The following is a 17,507-nucleotide window of genomic DNA, read 5'->3' as shown; positions in this document are numbered from 1 at the left end:
CAATGATAGGATGAATAAATATGAAAAAGAAACCCGAATTTCATGGAAGCGATCTGGAAAAGATCGCAGAATATTACAACATCAACCAGGAGGACATCATCCGCTTCGGAGCCAATGTTAATCCGATTGGCTTATCTGCATCTGTAAAAAAAGATCTTGCCAACCATCTGGATATCATCAGCAGCTATCCGGACCGCAATTATACCAGTCTTAAAAAAACCATAGGAACCTACTGCAATGCTGATCCTCACCACATTGTGGTTGGAAATGGATCTACTGAACTGATCTCTCTGCTGATCAGTCAGCGTGCACCAAAAAAGGCTCTGGTACTTGGACCCACCTACTCTGAGTATGCCAGAGAGCTTTCCCTGGTCGGCGGCACAATGGAATACTATCATCTGAAAGAATCCGATGACTTTTCCCTGAATATTCCAGATTTTCTGGATACTCTGACAGAAGATATGAATCTAGTAATCATCTGCAACCCGAATAATCCAACTTCTTCCGCTATCAGCCGTAAAGATATGGAACAGGTGATCCGACGCTGCAGAGAACTGGACATCTTCGTCATGATCGATGAGACGTATGTCGAATTTGCTCCTGAAGGTACGCAGATCAGCTCCATTCCTCTGGTGGCTCAGTATGACAACTTCATGGTCATCCGCGGCGTTTCCAAGTTCTTCGCCGCGCCGGGTCTACGCTTTGGCTATGGAATTACAAGCAACGAAGCTTTTCTCCAGGCACTTCTGACTCATCAGAATCCTTGGAGCCTGAACAGCATTGGCGCATATGCCGGTGAACGCATGTTAAAAGACCAGGAATATATTAACGCCACCTATCAGCTGATTGATTCAGAGCGAACCCGACTCTGCCGCGAATTAAAAGAACTGGAATCCAGAGGAAGCTTAAAATTCTATGATCCTTATGCCAATTTTATTCTGGTCCGGATTCTAAAAGAAGGGATTACTTCCTTTGATGTATTCGAAGCAGCAATTCGTGAACATATGATGATCCGGGACTGCTCTTCCTTCGAAAGTATGGAAGGAGAATACGTAAGATTCTGTATTATGATGCCGGAAGACAATGACCGGCTGATGGAAGTATTCCGCAAAATATAAGACATTGAGAAAGGGACTGCGGAAATATATAAATGTACTTCATATGACATCTATATTTCCGCAGTCCCTTTTTTGTCTGTATCGGTATGCTTTATTACTTCTTCAGTATCAGCGCCATAAATGTAAGCTCTTCCGTTCCGGTGTTCTTAAGCCCGTGTCCGTCTCCGTCTTTACACAGGAACAGATCGCCCGGCTCTGCCGGATATGCCTTCCCATTATCGTCATACATTCCATGTCCGGACAGGATATAATAAGATTCCGTCTCTCCATGATGCTCATGATATCCAATCTCACAGTTTGGAAGGACGGATATCTTCGCATACATCTTACATGCTTCTCCCACGTCCTCAGAAGAAACCAGCGGTTCTCTTGTAATGAATCCCGCTCCTCCATTTACATGCTCTATCTTTACTAATTCTCTTTCTCCGGCCTTTGTCATATCATATCTCCTCCTTGTATTCAAATCTATCCTTCACCCCCTGCTTTTCTTTCATGTGCCAGGAAGTTTCATCTAAGAAAACAATACAACCAAACCATCAGACTTGTCAACCACCGTTAATTTACAATCTTATAGTATTCTCTGGCTGTCAGACTGTACACAACTGCATAAAAGACTGCAAATACTGCCACAGTAATAATCGTACAATTCAAAAACAGTGATACATTGATCAGATTCAGTACTGCCAGAAGCTTTGTGATGACTTTAAATGCAAATGCAATGTGTATCACAGCTGTGACAAGAGGAAGGAAAAACACATTCAGGACCTGACTCTTAATAGAGTGACGCACTTCCCTTTTACTCATCCCGACCTGCTGCATAATCTGATAACGCTCTCTGTCATCGTATCCTTCCGATATCTGTTTATAATAGATGATCAGTACTGTAGCCAGAAGGAACATAATTCCCAGATAGATTCCGATGAACAAAAGGCCTCCATACAGGGAATAAAAGCTTTCTCTGCTGGATTCACGGCTTTCATAATCCGTATCGGCCACCTCCAGAAACCGTTGTCCCATCGCTTTTTCAGCTTTTCTTACATCGTTTTTTTCTCCTTTGATATCGAATGAATATACATATTGCATATGAAGCACACGCTCAAGATATGAAGATAACATACCTTCTGCTTCCGCTTCCCTCTCTGTCAATATCTTCTCGATTTGCTCCGTATGCGGAAAGATTACATAATATCCTCTGTATATTCGGGACTTGTTCTTCTTCTCCACCTGCATATCCGAGAGTTCGTCCGCCACCCGAAAACGGGTTCCATTGATCACCAGTTCCGTTTCCCCATATGGATCGCCCGGACTGTATACCAGCACCTCATTTTCCGCAAGGGTGACATTCCTGTCTTCCATCTGGTTATAGTCATCCAACGGAATCATCTTCATGTCACAGACATCCTGGTCGGAATAATCCCCTTCCAGGGTCAATTCAAAGGTATTCCCGTTCTGAATCGCCACCAGTGCTCCCACATGATAAGAAAGTACAGATGACAATTCCGTTCCGGCATGTTCACATTCTTCCTCCGCGATCTTCTGAATCTCTGTTTCTGTTTCTTTATCTGTCTTATACTTTGTGATCTCTACCTCTTTCGGGAAACGGGTATGCAGTACATCTTCCATGCCAACATATAAAGATACACTTGTGGAGATCATGACCAGGACAATCGTACTTAAGATACAGATACTGGCAAGTCCCGCCGCATTCTGCTTCATACGATAGAGCATGCCGGATACCAGGGTAAAATGTCCGGCCTGATAATAATACGATTTTCTTTTTTTCAAAAACTTAAGAAATGCAATACTTCCTGCAATAAACAGCGCATAGGTTCCAAGGATGACAAGCACTGCCGCTACGAAAAAAAGTGTCAGAGCCTTCAGCGGAGACTCTGTAGTCACTGCAATATAATACCCTGTTCCAAGCGAAACAGCTCCGAATATCGCCAGAAGTGCTTTCGTCTTTGGTTCCTTCTCTCCCTGACTCGAACCGTCAAGAAGCTCAACAGGATTAGACAGCCTGATCTGCAGAAGATTATAGAACAGTGTCACAGCAAATATGGCGATAAAGAAAAGAAGTGTCTTTTCCATTGCTGCTATACTGAGTTCAAACTTCATCTGCTGGTTCCCATGAATCATCTTACGTAAGATCAGATACATCAGTTTCCCAAATAACGTTCCTGATATCAGACCGGCTGCAATACTGAACAACGCAGTACAAAGAGTTTCGATCCCAAGCATTTTTGCAATGTGTATCTTTCCCATGCCCAGGATATTGTACACTCCGATTTCTTTTTTTCTTCTCCTGATCAGAAAACTATTCGTATAAAACAGAAATATAACTGCAAATATCACCATCACCTGTGCCGCCAGATTCAGACATGTCCGAAGGCTTTCATTATCAATATTCTCACTTCCGGCAAGCGCACATATGATGTAATACATCATAACGGTAAGTGTAGAAGCAAGCAGATACGGAATATAAGTTTTTCTGTTATTTTTCAGATTCGTCAATGCAAGTTTGAAATATACCGGACTACTCACACCTTTCACCTCCCGCCTCCAGAACAGTAAGTGTATCCGAAATCTTCTGATACATCAGTTCATTCGTCAGATTGCCGCGATAAAGCTGGTGGAATACTTCCCCGTCCTTGATAAATAATATTCTTTTTGCATTACTTGCTGCTTTCACACTGTGAGTCACCATCAGAATGGTCTGACCATCCTGATTGACAGTCGTGAACAGATTCAGAAGTTCTTCCGCAGCTTTTGAATCCAGGGCTCCTGTCGGTTCATCTGCCAGAATCAGCTGCGGCTTTGTGATCAGTGCCCTGGCAACCGCTGCACGCTGTTTCTGTCCACCGGATACTTCATACGGATACTTTTCCATCAGTTCCATGATACCCAGACTTTCCGCAATCGGCTTCAGTGCTTTTTCCATTTCATCATATTTTCTGCCGGAAAGTACCAGCGGAAGAAAGATATTGTCTTTAAGAGAAAACGTATCCAGAAGATGAAAGTCCTGAAACACAAATCCAAGATTCTGACGCCGGAAAGCGGCGATCTCCTTTTCTTTGATCAAAGCAAGATCCCGTCCCTTCAAAAATACTTTCCCTCCGGTCGGGCGATCCAATGCTGCCAGAATATTTAAAAGTGTCGTCTTTCCGGAACCAGATTCTCCCATGATCGCTACATACTCACCTTTCTCTACATTGAAGCTTACATCCCGCAGAGCTTCCACCTGATTGCCTCCGAATCGGGTCGTATATATCTTCTTTACATTTTTGACTTCTAATAATGCCATACTCATTTCCTACCTTTCTTTCGATCTTTCTTACATCATCTATTATAAAAAAGGAGGAAATGTCCTGCCATTGATTAGGATTACATTTCCCCGCCTGAACCTTACATCTGTGTAAGGTTCCTGTATATGCATTTATTCATGCCTGAACTCTTCTCTCTCCAGCATGAGACAGATTCTGGTTCCCTGATCCACATCTGATTCTGCCCATATCCGGTGTCCAAGCTTATCCATAATCTGTTTACACAGATACAGACCAATCCCTGTCGACTTTTTGTCAGTTCTTCCATTATATCCTGTAAATCCTTTTTCAAAGATCCGTGGAAGATCTTCAGCCTGTATTCCAATCCCGGTATCTTCTACGACCAGATACCGCTTCTTTTTATCCGGATCTTTCTTCATGTATACAAAAACCGTTCCTCCGCTTCTGGTATATTTAAGGGCATTGGACAAGATCTGTTCCAGAACAAACCCGAGCCATTTTTCATCCGTCAGTACCTGCTCATTCACTGCTCCATATTCCAGCCTGATCTTTCGCAGAATAAACATCCTTGAATACTTTCGGACCGCATGTCTGATAATATCATCCAGCGCATAACATTCCAGTGCCAGATCAGAAGACATCTGCTCCATCCGAAGATATGTAAGTACCATTTCAACATACTGTTCAATCTTAAACAGTTCCAGCTTCATCTCTCTGGTATATGAAACATCTCCTTCCAGCGTTTCCTCACAGGACTGCAAAAGCACTTGCATGGCTGCAATCGGTGTTTTGATCTGATGTACCCACATCCCGTAGTAATCTGCCATCTCCTGCCTGGAGATTCTGTCTGCTGACTCCAGTTCCTTTTTCGCCTCTTCCAGATTTTTCAGAATTCTCTGATAATCCCTTTCGACCATTCCCCATGCCTCCGGCATAATGTCCTGTATAGCCCCTGCATTTTTCTCCATGACCAGCAGCTTATCATGATGCTTCTTGTAACTAAAATATCCTGCGATCTCGTACAGAAGTATGCAGGCAACAGAAAGGTTCATGGAATACCAAAGTGCATCTGTCCGCACTTCATACAGATAGCAGACTCCTGTATAGATTCCGACAATTCCAATATACAGAAAGATTTCTTTTACTCGTTCCTTCAGATATTCCTTTAAGATTTTCATGCTTCCACCATATAACCAATTCCCTTTTTCGTATGAATCAGATCATGCAGTCCCATCTGTTCCAGTTTTTTACGAAGTCTCGCCACATTAACAGTCAGTGTATTATCATCAATATACTCATCACTTTCCCACAATCTTGTAATAATATCATCTCTGGATACGATCCTTCCTGCATTTTCTGCAAGCATCTTCATAATCCGAAATTCATTCTTCGTAAGCTCCAGCTTTTGATTATCATAAATCAGCGTGGCATCACTCAGATTCAATACCGCACCATGGCATTCGATCACATTGACCGACCCCTGAAAAGAATATGTTCTTCGCAGAATTGCCTGAAGTTTTGCTGTAACAACATTCAGATCAAAAGGCTTCTCAATAAATTCATCTCCGCCCATATTCATGGCCGTCACAATATTCATATTATCGTTGGCAGAAGACAGAAAGACAATCGGAATCTTCGACACCTTCCGGATCTCCTGACACCAGTAAAATCCATTAAAAAACGGAAGTACAATGTCCAGAAGCAAAAGTTGCGGGTCATATTGCAGAAAACAATCCATAATATTTTTAAAATCCGTCACATACTCCACATCATAATCCCACCGTTTCAGATGTGCAGCCAGAGCACCTGCAATTGTCATGTCATCTTCTACGATTAATATCTTATACACTTCTTGTTTCTCCTTACAGCAATACAATAACCTTTCACCATTAACAAAGAGCAGTAACCCTTAGTCGGTCCTGCTCTTTCATACTATACATTTCTATATTGTTTGTCAAATCGAAACTCTCCATCTCTTCATTCTGTCATGTATACTAAGATATCATTTTTTAATGGAAATAATGTGCACCGATCTTCATGCCACAGCCTCCCTGATCAAAATACAGACATCCGCCAATCGGGTTCACTCCATTCAATGCATCTACAGCAGCCTGCATGCAGCTTGCTGTGTAACAACCGGAATTTCTCACCTGGTTCAGCCACCCTGTAGCGGCCGGACCAAACTGTCCTGACTGGTAGATCACACTTTCGATCGTATTGGGATATGCTCCACTGTTTACCCGGTTCATAATAACTGCTCCGACAGCAACCTGTCCTTCATATGGCTGATTGCCTGCTTCGCAGTAAATAATCGATGCAAGAAGCTCCTGATTGGCACGGATATATGCTTCCCGTTCTGCCTGTTCTTTTGCTTCCTGTTCTTTTCTGGCTATATCTTCTGCAATCTTCTGTTGCTGAGCTTCCACAGATTCCGCTGTCACCTTCACGATTTCTTCTGATACGGACTGCATCACAGTGATCTGCTGTGCAGACTCTTCTCCCTCCTGAGTCTCTACAACTTTCACTTCCGGCTGCATAGAGGCTGCGTGGCTGGTAAATCCCGCTGCCATGACTGCACATGTTGAATACAGCATGAACATCTTACTCAGTCTCTTACGTCTTATCATATTATTTATACCCTCCTGTTTGTTGCAATGAATTAACATTGTTTTAATAAAGTATATTCACTTTTTTCAACTTTATTACAATTATTACAAATTTGTTACACGCACAACGATTGGTATATTATCATACTATTTTTGAGTTGTCAACTTTTTTATTGCTTTTTTCTTAAATACAGTCCTGGAATTCCCCTGCTGCACAAAAAAGCTGTGAAAATCAAGTTTCCTCAATTTTCACAGCTTCACTTTCCTACATCAGTTTCGTTTTATATAGTTGCTATATCTACTAACGTCAGTTTTTGAATATCTGTATTCTCCAGACTGGTAATGAGCGCCTGAGCAGTATCGATTGCCGTCAGTACATTCACTCCCGTCTCAATCGCATTTCTCCGGATGATAAATCCGTCTCTGGAATGATCTGCTCCCTGCGGCGGCGTATCAATTACCAGATCGATCTTGTGTCCAAGAATCAGATCCATCAGGTTTGGAGATTCCTGTTCAATCTTATTGATCTTCATCACCTTCACTCCACCTGCTGATAATGCCTCTGCAGTACCTTCAGTCGCAAAAATCTTGTATCCGATCTTCTCAAATCTGCGACCGATCTCTACTGCTTCTTCCTTATCAGCATCACGGACAGTCATAATCATATTCTTAAATTTCGGAAGCTTGATTCCAGCACCAATGAATGCTTTATACAATGCCTCATCAAAAGTCTTTGCAATTCCCAGACACTCACCGGTGGACTTCATCTCCGGTCCAAGGCTGATATCTGCACCACGAATCTTCTCAAAGGAGAATACCGGCATCTTGATTGCAAAATAATCTGCTTCCGGCTGTAATCCCGGTGTATAACCCAACTCTTTGATCTTATGTCCGATAATTACCTTGGTTGCCAGCGGAACGATCGGAATACCCGTCACTTTACTGATATACGGAACCGTACGACTGGAGCGCGGATTCACCTCGATCACATATACGTCCTCCCCGCACACGATGAACTGAATATTAATCAGTCCGATGACATGCAGAGACTGCGCCAGTTTTCTGGTGTAATCTTCAATCGTTCTCTTAGTATTTTCTGAAATACTCTGAGCAGGATATACAGAGATACTGTCACCGGAATGGATTCCCGCACGCTCAATATGTTCCATAATACCCGGAATCAGGATATCTTCTCCGTCACATACCGCGTCAACCTCAATCTCCTTACCCTGCAGATACTTATCAACCAGGATCGGATGATCCTGTGCAATCCGGTTGATAATTCCTATGAACTCATCGATATCATGATCATTGATTGCAATCTGCATGCCCTGTCCGCCGAGTACGTAAGACGGTCTTACCAGTACCGGATATCCCAGTCTGTTGGCTACTTCCTTCGCTTCTTCCGCTGTGAATACCGTACCGCCTGTCGGTCTTGGGATACCACATTTTTCAAGGATTGCATCAAACAGTTCTCGGTCTTCTGCAGCATCCACATTTTCTGCAGAAGTTCCAAGGATCGGAACCCCCATCTTCATCAGGGCTTCGGTCAGTTTAATCGCAGTCTGTCCACCAAACTGTACCACCGCTCCGTCTGGTTTTTCCAGATCAACGATGCTTTCCACATCCTCAGGAGTAAGTGGCTCAAAATACAGCTTATCCGCAATATCAAAGTCCGTACTTACCGTCTCAGGATTGTTATTTACAATAATAGTCTCGTAACCTTCTTTTGCAAATGCCCAGGTACAATGTACAGAACAGAAGTCAAACTCGATTCCCTGTCCGATACGGATCGGCCCGGAGCCAAGTACCAGCACCTTTTTCTTTCCGGAGGTCTCTTCTACTTCATTTTCACTTCCGAATACGGAGTAATAATAAGGAGTCTCTGCCGCAAATTCTGCCGCACAGGTATCTACCATCTTATAGGAAGCAGTAATGCCGTATTCATGACGCATATCATGAATCTGGCGCTCTGTATTGCCGGTCAGTGCTGCAATGACATTGTCCGGGAATTCCATACGTTTTGCTTCTTTTAATATTTCCGCATTTAATGGACGTGTCTTTAATGTCTGTTCCATCTCTACAAGAATCGCAATCTTGTCGATGAACCATTGATCAATCTTCGTAATCGCGTGAATATCCTCATAGCTGATGCCCTGACGGATTGCTTCTGCAATCTTCCAGATCCGTCGATCATCCACAACCTTCAGTTCTTCCAGCAGATCATCGCCTTTCAGGTAAGAGAAATCATAGGACATTAAACTGTCCACATGCTGTTCCAGAGAACGGATTGCTTTCATCAGCGCTCCCTCAAAATTATCACAGATACTCATAACCTCTCCGGTTGCTTTCATCTGTGTCGTCAGAGTACGCTTTGCACTGATAAATTTATCAAATGGAAGTCTTGGGATCTTGACTACGCAATAATCCAGCATAGGTTCGAAACTTGCATATGTCTTTTTAGTAACGGCATTCTGAATCTCATCCAGTGTATATCCCAGCGCAATCTTTGCGGCAACCTTGGCAATCGGATAACCGGTCGCTTTGGATGCCAGCGCAGAAGAACGGCTGACACGCGGATTTACCTCAATCACACAGTATTCAAACGTCTCCGGATGCAGTGCATACTGCACATTACATCCTCCGGTAATATTCAGTTCACTGATGATATTCAGCGCAGAGGTACGCAGCATCTGATACTCCTTGTCTCCCAGTGTCTGAGAAGGAGCCACAACGATACTGTCACCGGTATGCACACCGACAGGATCAATATTCTCCATATTACATACGGTGATACAGTTGCCGGCACTGTCACGCATCACCTCATACTCAATCTCTTTCCATCCTGCGATACAACGTTCTACCAGAACCTGTCCCACACGGGAAAGGCGAAGTCCGTTTTCCAAGATCTCCACCAGCTGTACTCTGTCATGCGCGATACCACCGCCGCTTCCGCCCAGCGTATAAGCCGGACGAAGAACGACCGGATATCCGATCTCTTCTGCAAATTTCACGCCGGTCTCTACATCCTCTACGACCAGAGACGCTGCACAAGGCTCTCCGATCTTTTCCATCGTCGCCTTAAATTCCAGTCGGTCTTCAGCTTTTTTAATCGTTTCGGACGTAGTACCAATCAGACGTACACCATGCTCTTTCAGGAAACCTGCTTCTTCCAGCTCCATGGCAAGATTCAGTCCTGCCTGTCCTCCAAGTGTCGGAAGCACACTGTCAGGCTTTTCTTTCAGAATCAGTTGTTCCACTACTTCAACCGTCAATGGTTCAATATATACTCTGTCCGCAATATCTTTATCTGTCATAATCGTAGCCGGATTGGAATTCAGAAGTACGACTTCCAGCCCTTCTTCTTTCAGCGAACGGCAGGCCTGTGTACCTGCATAGTCAAATTCTGCTGCCTGTCCGATGATAATAGGACCGGAGCCAATCACTAATACTTTTTTGATATCTTTATTTCTAGGCATTATTTTGCTCCTTTCATCATATCCATAAATCTGTCAAACAGGTACCCGGAATCCTGTGGTCCAGGGCATGCCTCCGGATGGAACTGAACCGTAAATATGTTCTTTCCTGCATATGCCAGTCCTTCATTCGTCTTATCATTGACATTGATAAATGCTTCCGCTGCCACAGAAGGATCCAGAGAAGACGCATCCACTGCATATCCATGGTTCTGTGAAGAGATGTATACCCGGTTATTGCAAAGATCCTTTACCGGATGATTGCCTCCACGGTGTCCATACTTCAGCTTATATGTCTTTCCGCCATTGGCAAGAGCCATCAGCTGATGTCCGAGACAGATTGCAAAAATCGGTATATCTGTATTGTATAATTTCTTGATTTCTTCGATAATAGATACACATGTTGCCGGATCACCAGGTCCGTTCGACAACATGATTCCATCCGGATCAGATGCTATGATTTCTTCCGCTTTTGTGTCTGCCGGATAAACCGTCACTTCACAGCCGCGTTGATTTAAAGATCGGGCAATGTTATTCTTTGCTCCGAAGTCCATAAGAGCCACCTTCGGTCCATCGCCTTTTAAGACATATTTTTCATCACATGTAACCTTGGAAACCACATCTCCTACTACATATGCTTTTAATTTTGGAATAATCTCATTCAGATCATAGTTCTCATTTGTTGTGATCATTCCATTCATCGTACCTTTTTCACGAAGAATCTTCGTAAGTGCACGTGTATCAATTCCTGCGATTCCCGGAATGTCCTGCTTCTTGAGGAAGTCCTGAATCGTACCCTCGCATCGGAAGTTACTTGGCATTCTGGACAGTTCTCTTACAATATAACCATCCGGCCATGCTTTTTTTGACTCCATATCCGGTGTAATGCCATAATTTCCAATCAATGGATAGGTCATAACTACGGCCTGTCCCGCATAAGAAGGGTCGGTTAACACCTCAAGATAACCTGTCATTGAAGTATTAAACACTATCTCGCTAATCATGTCTTTTGTCGAACCGATACTGGTTCCGGTAAAGACGGTTCCGTCTTCTAATATAAGAAATGCTTTCATATATTCACCTTTTCCCTTCCTGTTCCTTTACTTTTGTGCGACATTTTTTATGCATCTCATCATATAAACCCTGTTTTTTACAGAGAAAAAGACAGTTTGTGCAAGCACACACAACTGCCTTGTTAATATAATGAGTCCTCGACAATCTTTGTCTTCACAAATTGTAAAAATTATACTACAAAAAATGATGTTTTTCAACGTGGATTTTCCATTTTTATTTATTTTTATGCATAGTGCCTTTACAGATTCTATCTGTCTTCCTCTACTTATTGATATTGCCAGATTATCATGATTTTATTTAAATCCGGGTCATCCATATACTGGTATCTGACCTCATTAAGCCCATAATACGATGCAAGATTCTGTGCCGCACTTTTGATCAGATTCTGGAAAATATCATCATGTGCCTCCGTATAGATATCGTGTCCGGCAAACTTGATGACTGTAGGATTCTCACCAGCCTGGATGGTCTCATTCATCCTGGCAAGTAACGCATCACGGTCATACTCTGTATAATACAGTCCATTGACCACATAATAATTACAATCCATCTTTGTACATGCCGGAAATGCCACATCAGTATCCGGAATATGTGTACCGGAGATCTGGGTATCATCACAACACATGTAATCATAACTTACATTCCCCTGCCAGGCAGCGGTATCTTCCCCTTCCGCCTCCTGAAATACCGGATCTCCCCAGGTTGTATCCACATAATAATAATCACCATTGCAGCAAACGAGATTCCATGCATGCGTCTGTCCATCTTTTGTTTTTCCTGTAATATATGTACAAAATACACCCATACGTTCCAGAAGATACTGTGTTGCTTTCGAATATCCCGCACATACAGAACGATGATTGACAAATACACTGTAGATATTCTGGTTATCAGAAGCATTCATATCGTAATCCACCAGATTGACTATATACTCGTATACATACAGAATCTTCTGATAATCATCTGCACCTTCCGGCACCCCGGTCAGACACTGTTCTGCTGCCACCTGAATCTCCTGTTCCATCTCAGCCTTTTTCTGCCCATCATACAGATATCCCGGTTCAAGTATGGTATAGATCTCATTCCCGTCATATGCCGTAGCTGTCGTAGTACCATCACACCAGAAAATCTCGGGGAAATCTTTCAGCACATATTGAAACAGCGCGTTGGCACGATCTGCTTTCGATGCATGAATACAGATCGCATCCATATGATCTCTCACTCCCTGAAGAATCTCCTGATACGCCTGTCTTTCTTCCTCTGTAATCTGCTGATAGTAATACTTTCCTTCCAGTTCTTCCTGACCGACATGAACCTCCTGGTATACAATCTCCTCTCCGAACAGCTTCTTTCTGATTGCGGATATCCCCTCACTCCCTGCCGTTCTAATGCAAAGGACAGCCAAAATCAGACACAATATCGTCAAAATTCCTGAAAGAAAACGTATCAGACATCCTCTCTTTTTCTTTTTATTCATAGCTTCCCCCATATGTATTATGATGCATTATTATACCTTTTTTTATGCAAATATACAAGTTCAATCATCGGCAGACAGTCTTATGCAACGTTTGATGTAACCAATTTATTTTCCTCTCATATGATATAAGTGACAGATTTTTCATGAGGTAATATATGAACGCTTTCAACGCCACCGCGCAGGATACTCCCGACAAGGGGCGACTGCAGATCAATATAACATCTGACATCACTGCCTATCCCGTGTCCGGTGCTTCCATCTCCATCTCTTATACCGGAGTCCCTGACAGTCCGATCGAGCAGCTTAAGACAGATTCCTCCGGTCAGACCGAGACCATTGAACTGGATGCTCCTCCCCTCGACTACAGTCTGGATTCCCGCAGTGAGGAACAGCCTTATGCTGAATATACGCTGAATGTCTCTGCCCCCGGATATGAATCAGTCAGCATCGCAGGAACCGAGATTCTTCCAACCATTACAGCAATTCAGAATATTTCCCTCAGACCAATGGACACTCCGGAACCTTCGGAAAGTATCTTTGTGATACCTGCACATACATTATATGGAACTTACCCGGCAAAGATACCCGAAGAAGAGATCAAACCGACTACAGAAACCGGCGAGATCGTATTAAGCCGGGTCGTTGTTCCCGAATATATCGTCGTGCATGACGGCAGTCCCCGCGATACAACTGCCCGTAATTATTATGTGAAATACAAGGACTATATTAAAAATGTTGCTTCCAGCGAGATCTACGCCACATGGCCTGCAGATACTATTCGGGCAAATGTTCTGGCGATCATGTCTTTTACTCTGAACCGTGTGTATACGGAGTGGTACCGAAATAAGGGCTACGACTTTACAATCACATCCTCTACAGCATTTGATCACAAATGGATCCCGGAACGCAATATCTATGACACGATCTCTCTCATTGTTGACGAATTATTTGCGGATTACCTGTCACGTCCCAACGTACGTCAGCCGATTTTGACTCAGTACTGTGATGGCAGACAGGTACAGTGCCCGAACTGGATGACCCAATGGGGCAGTCTGTCTCTGGGAGAACAGGGATATTCTCCGATTGAGATCCTCCGCTATTATTATGGGGATGACATGTACATCAACACTGCAGAAGCCATCTCCGGCATCCCTTCCTCATGGCCGGGTTATACTCTTGAGATCGGCTCTTCCGGCCAAAAGGTACGCCAGATGCAGGAACAGCTCAATGTCATCGCCGGTGCTTACCCTGCGATTCCCAAGGTTACGGTGGATGGCGTCTACGGTCCTGCAACCGCTGAAGCTGTCCGGATATTCCAGTCTGTCTTTGGACTGCCACAGACCGGAGAAGTTGATTATCGTACCTGGTTTAAGATATCGGAAATCTACGTTGGAGTATCCAGAATTGCCGAGTTAGTTTAAAAAGTGGAACCATTCTGCCCACCAGATCATCTGGCCGGGAAGAAATCGGCAAAGAGGTTTTCTTCCCGGCTTCTGGATCATATACATTATTCTTAATACAGGCTCTGAAGAATCTCCACGCACTTATCAATTCCCAGTTCTCCACTGTCCAGTGTGATGTGATAGTTCTGTGCATGCCCCCACTTCATATCCGTGTAAAATCGATGATAAGCCGCACGTCGTTTGTCCTTTTCCTTCAGACGCTGAATCGGAGATTTTTCCTGTTCTCCGTACACCTCGACAATTCTTTTTGCACGAAACTCCATACTTGCATGAATAAACACTTTCAGACAGTCTGCGTGATCTCGCAGAATATAATCTGCACATCTTCCTACAATCACACAGGGCTCCTTTTCTGCCACCTTTTTTCCTATCGTTCGTCCTCCGCTTCCGAACTCACGACTGATCGTAATAATTCTATTTTTCATAATATCTACTCTCCTTTTACGTTCAACTCCCTATATGTCACTGCTATTAAAAATACCGCTATCAAAAATGTCAGTAGATCTGAAACCGGCATAGAATAGAGAACACCGTTTAATGCGAAAAAGACCGGCAGTAAAAGTGCAAAACCCACACCGAATACAATTTCTCGAATCATGGAAAGCATTGTAGATTCTGCAGCCTTTCCCATTGCCTGCAGGAAGATAAAGCAGGCTTTATTAATACATGCGAGAATCACCATACACAGATAGATGCGAAATGCCTTAACTGCAAATTCCGTATAATATACGCTTTCATTTGCTGCTCCAAATATTGCAATCAACTGACGCGGGAAAAATTCAACCAATACAAATGCAACTGCACCAACGCTCGCTTCCAGTATCAGGAGTTTTGTAAACAATTGCTTCACACGATCCTTTTTTCCGGCTCCCATATTATATCCTACTATTGGAATACAGCCGGCTGCCATACCGACAACAATAGAGATTACAATCTGGAAGAATTTCATAACAATTCCAACAACCGCCATCGGAATCTGTGCAAATTCTTCCTGTCCGAATATCGGATCCATCGCTCCATATTTTCTAAGCATATTATTGATTGCAGCCATAGCCGCAACAAGGCTGATCTGAGACAGGAAGCTGGTAATTCCAAGTGTCAGTGTCCTTCTGCAGACAGAACCGTTTAACCGATACTCCTCCCTGGATGGCCGAATGATCTTCATATGCAGCAGATACCAGAGCGACAGACCTGCAGTTACAATCTGACCGATCACAGTCGCTACAGCAGCTCCCATCATACCCCATCGGCAGATAAAGATAAAGATCGGATCGAGAATAATGTTGATCACTGCTCCTGCAAGGGTGGAAATCATTGCAAACTTTGGATTACCATCCGCACGAATAATCGGGTTCATGGACTGACCGAACATATAAAACGGAATCCCAAGAGAAATATAGAAGAAATATTCTTTTGAATGCAGATACGTTTCTTCATTAACAGTTCCGCCAAACATTGCGATAATCTGATCTGAAAAGACCAAATATATAGCAGTGAGGACAATACTGCTGACAAGCAGCATGATCACTGCGTTTCCGACACTCTGTTTTGCTGTCTTTGTTTCCTGCTTTCCCAGAGAAATACTGACAAACGCACAGCACCCGTCTCCAATCATAACTGCAATAGCAAGTGCAACGACAGTCAGTGGAAATACCACCGTATTGGCTGCATTTCCATATGAACCCAGATAACTGGCATTGGCAATGAATATCTGATCCACGATATTATACAATGCACCTACCAGTAACGAAATGATACAGGGGATCGCATACTTTCTCATTAATATGCCAACTTCTGTTTCCCCTAAAAATTGATTTGATTTTGTTTCCATTGGTTTCACCTTCTTTTCATTTTTTATTATTAAAAAAGCGTGCATCCTCTTTTGCCGGATTTACGCCAGAGGCTACACGCTTTCTAATTAGTCCAGATAATTTCCAACCGGACTTGCATTATACTGTTTGATTATCTTTATCATAATAGATCCATCCGACTGTTCTGTCTCTTCGATGATCTTATACTGTGTATGATGGCGTTCCAGTCCTTTTTTGTACTGTTCTACCTCATGCTTTACAAGATCCACAGCATAATCATGACCCACATCTTCCTTCAACATAAAATGCAATGTCTGACATATACATGCCGCTTTTACACGTTTCATTCAAAAACCTCCGTTTCACATAATAAAACAAGCAGCATTCCCAACTGGATTTACGCGGGAATGCTACTCGTTGTTTCTTAATTATATCAGATTTTTATTCCATTTTTCAAAGGTCATTTTGAACAAAAACAGAACATATATCTCACATTATTTTGCCAGATCAATATTCTCTCCTACCAGTCCGTTAACCGCGCCTTCGATCTTCGCCTCTTCATGAGCGATCAGCCACTTATTCTTTGCGAAAAGCAGCTTGTCATCAAAAGATCTGCTGTGACATGTCATCAGGTCAGTATTGGTATCTTTCGGAAGAGCCACAACACACTTGAATCCACTGTCATCTGCATTACAAGGTGCATAATGCAGAGTTGTCGCATAAAGCTCTACGCCAACGCCGGCCGGAACAAAAAATGCCTCTACCTTACTTGTATCATATGTAAAGATATTCTCAATATCCTGCTGTTTTCCAAGAAGAAGAATCAAATCTGTAATTGCAATATCTATCTCAGAAGATCTGTGATATTCCAGAGCATTCAGTTTTGTATTCTTTCCAATACAATATCCGATCTGTGTCGGCATCTCCCCAAAGAAACGCATCTTAATATCAATTGAAGTTCTTCCGATCTCCAGTTCCGGAACAGACGGTACATATACTACATCCTCCGGGATCTCATAATTGCCCATGGTCTCAATGATTGCATTAAAATCATAATGTGCATCGAGAACACGTCCATATTGTGCAAATTCTTTGTCAGTAATCTTTTTAATTTCCATAATGCTTTTCTCCTTTATTCCACCTCGAGATTCCCTTGCACGGAGCAAATATTCATCTCATGTTTCTGTTACTTATATTATAC

The 17,507-nt window shown here is 43.0% G+C and carries 15 protein-coding genes; 2 read left to right on the top strand and 13 right to left on the bottom strand.

What is annotated here, in order from left to right; translation table 11 throughout:
• Positions 1-20 precede the first annotated feature (20 nt).
• A complete protein-coding gene (locus JQM82_RS09270) occupies positions 21-1,118 on the top strand; it encodes a pyridoxal phosphate-dependent aminotransferase (RefSeq protein ID WP_235249871.1) in 1,098 nt (365 codons plus the stop codon).
• A 94-nt stretch (positions 1,119-1,212) separates the two neighbouring features.
• Here JQM82_RS09270 and JQM82_RS09265 read toward each other — a convergent pair whose 3' ends face one another.
• From JQM82_RS09265 to JQM82_RS09225, 9 genes are all read right to left on the bottom strand, one after another.
• Positions 1,213-1,557: a cupin domain-containing protein gene (locus JQM82_RS09265; RefSeq protein WP_235249869.1), complete on the bottom strand. Its 345-nt coding sequence runs from the start codon at positions 1,555-1,557 to the stop codon at positions 1,213-1,215.
• Positions 1,558-1,673: 116 nt separating this feature from the next.
• The gene (locus tag JQM82_RS09260; protein ID WP_235249867.1) at positions 1,674-3,659 is read right to left on the bottom strand and encodes an FtsX-like permease family protein; all 1,986 of its coding nucleotides are present in this window, start codon (positions 3,657-3,659) and stop codon (positions 1,674-1,676) included.
• Positions 3,652-4,419 carry an ABC transporter ATP-binding protein gene (locus JQM82_RS09255; protein WP_235249865.1) on the bottom strand — a complete coding sequence of 256 codons (768 nt, stop codon included), beginning with the start codon at positions 4,417-4,419 and terminating at the stop codon, positions 3,652-3,654. Before JQM82_RS09255 ends, JQM82_RS09260 begins: the two co-directional genes overlap by 8 nt.
• 132 nt (positions 4,420-4,551) lie before the next feature.
• Positions 4,552-5,577 (bottom strand): sensor histidine kinase, encoded by a 1,026-nt coding sequence (locus JQM82_RS09250; RefSeq protein WP_235249863.1) that lies wholly within the window; start codon positions 5,575-5,577, stop codon positions 4,552-4,554.
• Positions 5,574-6,248, bottom strand: a complete 675-nt coding sequence (locus tag JQM82_RS09245) for a response regulator transcription factor (protein WP_235249862.1) — start codon at positions 6,246-6,248, stop codon at positions 5,574-5,576. The genes JQM82_RS09250 and JQM82_RS09245 overlap by 4 nt, the downstream gene beginning before the upstream one ends.
• Positions 6,249-6,408: 160 nt before the next feature.
• Positions 6,409-7,026, bottom strand: coding sequence for a cell wall hydrolase (locus JQM82_RS09240; RefSeq protein WP_235249859.1), 618 nt, complete (start codon positions 7,024-7,026; stop codon positions 6,409-6,411).
• A gap of 260 nt (positions 7,027-7,286) precedes the next feature.
• Positions 7,287-10,484 carry a carbamoyl-phosphate synthase large subunit gene (carB, locus tag JQM82_RS09235; RefSeq protein ID WP_235249858.1) on the bottom strand — a complete coding sequence of 1,066 codons (3,198 nt, stop codon included), beginning with the start codon at positions 10,482-10,484 and terminating at the stop codon, positions 7,287-7,289.
• A complete protein-coding gene (locus JQM82_RS09230) occupies positions 10,484-11,554 on the bottom strand; it encodes a carbamoyl phosphate synthase small subunit (RefSeq protein WP_235249857.1) in 1,071 nt (356 codons plus the stop codon). Before JQM82_RS09230 ends, carB begins: the two co-directional genes overlap by 1 nt.
• 266 nt (positions 11,555-11,820) lie before the next feature.
• Complete coding sequence (locus JQM82_RS09225) at positions 11,821-13,032, bottom strand: transglutaminase domain-containing protein (RefSeq protein ID WP_235249855.1); 1,212 nt, start codon at positions 13,030-13,032, stop codon at positions 11,821-11,823.
• 155 nt (positions 13,033-13,187) lie between these two features.
• Here JQM82_RS09225 and JQM82_RS09220 point away from each other — a divergent pair, with 155 nt between their 5' ends.
• Complete coding sequence (locus tag JQM82_RS09220; RefSeq protein ID WP_235249853.1) at positions 13,188-14,453, top strand: peptidoglycan-binding domain-containing protein; 1,266 nt, start codon at positions 13,188-13,190, stop codon at positions 14,451-14,453.
• Between the two features lie 92 nt (positions 14,454-14,545).
• Here the strand turns inward: JQM82_RS09220 and JQM82_RS09215 are convergent, their stop codons facing one another.
• The 4 genes from JQM82_RS09215 to JQM82_RS09200 form a co-directional block, all read right to left on the bottom strand.
• The gene (locus JQM82_RS09215) at positions 14,546-14,920 is read right to left on the bottom strand and encodes an AAA family ATPase (protein ID WP_235249852.1); all 375 of its coding nucleotides are present in this window, start codon (positions 14,918-14,920) and stop codon (positions 14,546-14,548) included.
• Between the two features lie 5 nt (positions 14,921-14,925).
• Positions 14,926-16,326: an MATE family efflux transporter gene (locus JQM82_RS09210; protein WP_235249850.1), complete on the bottom strand. Its 1,401-nt coding sequence runs from the start codon at positions 16,324-16,326 to the stop codon at positions 14,926-14,928.
• An 87-nt stretch (positions 16,327-16,413) separates the two neighbouring features.
• Positions 16,414-16,653 (bottom strand): hypothetical protein, encoded by a 240-nt coding sequence (locus JQM82_RS09205; RefSeq protein ID WP_235249848.1) that lies wholly within the window; start codon positions 16,651-16,653, stop codon positions 16,414-16,416.
• Positions 16,654-16,800: 147 nt separating this feature from the next.
• Positions 16,801-17,424 (bottom strand): DUF4867 family protein, encoded by a 624-nt coding sequence (locus JQM82_RS09200; RefSeq protein ID WP_235249847.1) that lies wholly within the window; start codon positions 17,422-17,424, stop codon positions 16,801-16,803.
• Positions 17,425-17,507 lie beyond the last annotated feature (83 nt).

The sequence above is a fragment of the Faecalicatena contorta genome, assembly GCF_021531995.1.
Lineage (GTDB): Bacteria > Bacillota > Clostridia > Lachnospirales > Lachnospiraceae > Dorea_A > Dorea_A contorta_A.
This window is presented reverse-complemented; position numbering and strand designations above follow the sequence as displayed.